We start from the raw sequence: 3113 nt of genomic DNA on the forward strand, positions 1-3113 counted from the left end.
TACCTCGGGCACTCAATCGCGCGCCAACGCCTCGATCGGATCCAGCCGCGCCGCATTCCTTGCCGGCACGAAGCCAAACACAATGCCGATCAGCGTCGAACAGGCAAACGCGGTGACGATCGAGCCCACCGAAAACACCATCTCCCACTCCTTCACAAACAGCGAAAACAGCAAGCCCAGCCCGTAGGACAGCGAGATCCCGATCACCCCGCCGATCAGGCACACCATCACCGCCTCCACCAGAAACTGCTGGCGAATATCCGACTGTCGCGCGCCCACTGCCATGCGAATACCGATTTCGCGAGTGCGCTCGGTGACCGACACCAGCATGATATTCATCACGCCGATTCCGCCCACCAGCAGGGAAATCACCGCAATCAACGACAGCAGCAACGCCAGCGAGCGGCTGGTTTTCTGCACGGTCTGCATGATGCTGTCGAGGTTGTTGGTGAAAAAATCCTTGGTGCCGTGGCGTTGCAGCATGAGCTTGTTGACGTTCTCCTCCACCACCTTGCTCGGCTGGCCGTCCTTGATGCGCACCGTGATGCTGTCCAGATGGCGCTGGCCCAGCAGCCGCCCCGCGGCGGTTTCATACGGCACCCAGACGTTCAGCGCCTTGCTGGCGGCGAACATGTTTTTATTCTCGGCCGTGACACCGATCACCGTGCACGGCAGGTTGCCCACCAGGATCACCTGGCCCAACGGGTCGACAGTTGGCCCGAACAGGCGCTGGCGGGTGTTGTGGTCGATGACCACCACCTGGGCCTGGCGCCGTGCATCGCTTTCGCTGAAGGCGATCCCGGCCTCGAGCTTCAAGCCCTTGACCTTGAAGTAGCGATCACTGACGCCATTGACCTGCGCATCCAGGTCGATGTTGCCAAAGCGCAGCAACAGGTTGCGGCCCACCACCGGGGTCGCGCTGTCGACGTAATACAGCTGGTTCAACGCGTCCACATCCGACGGCATCAGCGTCTCGATGGCCGACGCGCGACTGTCGCCAAAACTGGTGCCGGAAAAGATATCGATGGTGTTGCTGCCGATCGCCTGGATGTCCTTGAGCACATAGCGCTTGGCGCCCTCGCCGATGGCCGAGATCGACACCACCGAGGTGATGCCGATGACAATGCCGAGCATGGTCAGCAACGTGCGCATGCGATGGGACACCAGCGCGACCCACGCCATGTTGAAAGCTTCCTTGAACAACCCCAGGCTCGCCACCAGGCGCCGCGCACCGCTGCGCCGTGGCTCGACGGGCGCTTCCGCGGGCAGCTCCAGGCCGCTGCTCTGGTTGGCCTTGTCGCTGACAATCTCGCCATCGCAGACCTCGACGATGCGCTGGGCATTCGCCGCCACCTTGGGGTCGTGGGTGACGATAATCACCGTGTGCCCGGCGGCGTGCAGCTCGGCGAGGATACGCATCACCTCCTTGCCGCTGTGGGTGTCGAGGGCACCGGTAGGCTCGTCGGCGAGGATCACTTCGCCGCCGTTCATCAAGGCGCGGGCAATGCTCACCCGTTGCTGCTGCCCGCCGGAAAGCTGGCTGGGCCGGTGGCTGGTGTGGCCGGCCAGGCCCAGCCGTGCGAGCAGCTCCCCCGCGCGGGTATGCCGCTGGGTTTGCGCGGTACCGGCATAAATTGCCGGCATTTCCACGTTGTGCAAGGCACTCAGGTGCGCAAGCAAATGGTAGCGCTGGAAGATAAAGCCGAAGTAGTCGCGGCGCAGTTCCGCCAGTTGCTCATCGCCGAGTGAGCGGGTCTCGATGCCGTTGATCCTGTAACTGCCAGCGGTCGCGTAATCGAGGCCGCCGAGGATGTTCATCAGGGTCGATTTGCCCGAGCCCGAGGCCCCGATGATCGCCACCATCTCGCCGGCTTCGATGGTTAGGTCGATGCCCTTGAGCGCAATGAATTCACGCTCGCCGGCGATAAAACTGCGGGTAATGCCCTTGAGTTCCAACAGTGGCTGGGTCATGGCTCAGTTCCCCGCCACGGCCGGCGAGGCATCGCCGATCACGACTTTATCGCCCTCGGCCAGGCCCTCCAGGATCTGCACCTTGACGTTGTTGTTGATGCCGGTCTTCACCTGCCGCGACAGCGCCTTGCCCTTGGCGTCGAGCACCCGCAGCGGGTAGCTGCCATCGGGGTTGCGCGGGCCCAGCGCGGCCACCGGCACCATCAGCGCGGCCTCGGCGGTGTCGAGCACGATGCGCACCTGGGCGGTCATGGCGATGCGCAGGCGATGGTCAGGGTTGGGCACGTCGAACAGCGCGTTGTAGAACACCGCCGTGTTCTGCTTGGGGGTGCCGGCGGTCTGGGTCTCGAGGAAGTTCTGCGGCGCCGGCTCAGTGCCGCGCAGCTTGGCGTAGTAGCGCTTGTCGGCCTCGCCGAGGATGGTGAAGTACACCTGCTGGCCGGGGCTGATATGAATCACATCGGCCTCCGAGACCTGGGCCTTGACGGTCATGGTGTCCAGGTCCGCCAGCTTGAGCAGCACCGGCGCCAGCTGGTTGGCAATGACCGTCTGGCCTTCCTGGGTGACGATGCCGACCACGTCGCCGTCGATGGGCGCGACGATGCGGGTGTAGGCCAGGTTGACCTTGGCCGTGTCGATCTGGATATGCGCACTCTTGATCTGCGCATCCAGGGACAGCAGGTTGGCCTGCTGCACCTGGAACGTGGACTCGGCGTCTTCGAAATCCTGGCGCGACACCGACTCGTCATCCTGCAGGCCCTTGTAGCGTTCATACACCGACTTGGCCTGCTTGAGCTGGGCCGCCGTGGCACGGCGCTGGGCCTGCAGGTTTTCTTCGTCGACCTGGGCCTTGCGCAGGGTGTTCTGCAGGATCAGCGGGTCGATTTCGGCCAGCCACTGGCCCTTTTTCACCTTGTCGCCGACCTTGACCTTGAGCGACTTCAACTGGCCCGAAACCTGGGCGCCGACGTCGACCTGCTTGATGCCTTCAAGCACGCCGGTGGCCAACACGGCATTCTCGATATCGCCGCGTTCGACGCTAGCCGTGAGGTATTGGGGGGCGTCGGCGGGAGCCTGGACGGCATACACCACCAGGCCAATAGCGGCCGCCAACGCCAGGCACATACCGGTTTTGCGCCACT

Annotated in this window: 2 protein-coding genes; both read right to left on the minus strand. The window is 63.7% G+C overall.

The genetic code is table 11. The features are described 5' to 3' along the window. Positions 1–12: 12 nt before the first annotated feature. Positions 13–1971, minus strand: a complete 1959-nt coding sequence (locus C9990_RS19020; RefSeq protein ID WP_106804285.1) for a MacB family efflux pump subunit — start codon at positions 1969–1971, stop codon at positions 13–15. Positions 1972–1974: 3 nt separating this feature from the next. Continuing rightward, a complete protein-coding gene (gene macA, locus C9990_RS19025) occupies positions 1975–3096 on the minus strand; it encodes a macrolide transporter subunit MacA (RefSeq protein WP_065910375.1) in 1122 nt (373 codons plus the stop codon). Positions 3097–3113 lie beyond the last annotated feature (17 nt).

This window comes from Pseudomonas sp. S5D5, assembly GCF_003013355.1.
In the GTDB taxonomy this organism is placed as follows: Bacteria; Pseudomonadota; Gammaproteobacteria; order Pseudomonadales; family Pseudomonadaceae; genus Aquipseudomonas; species Aquipseudomonas aylmerensis.

Excerpts from the sequence above, each read along its gene's own strand:
- C9990_RS19020 (WP_106804285.1), bottom strand. The coding sequence starts at position 1,971 with ATGACCCAGCCACTGTTGGAACTCAAGGGCATTACCCGCAGTTTTATC.
- macA (WP_065910375.1), bottom strand. The coding sequence starts at position 3,096 with ATGTGCCTGGCGTTGGCGGCCGCTATTGGCCTGGTGGTGTATGCCGTC.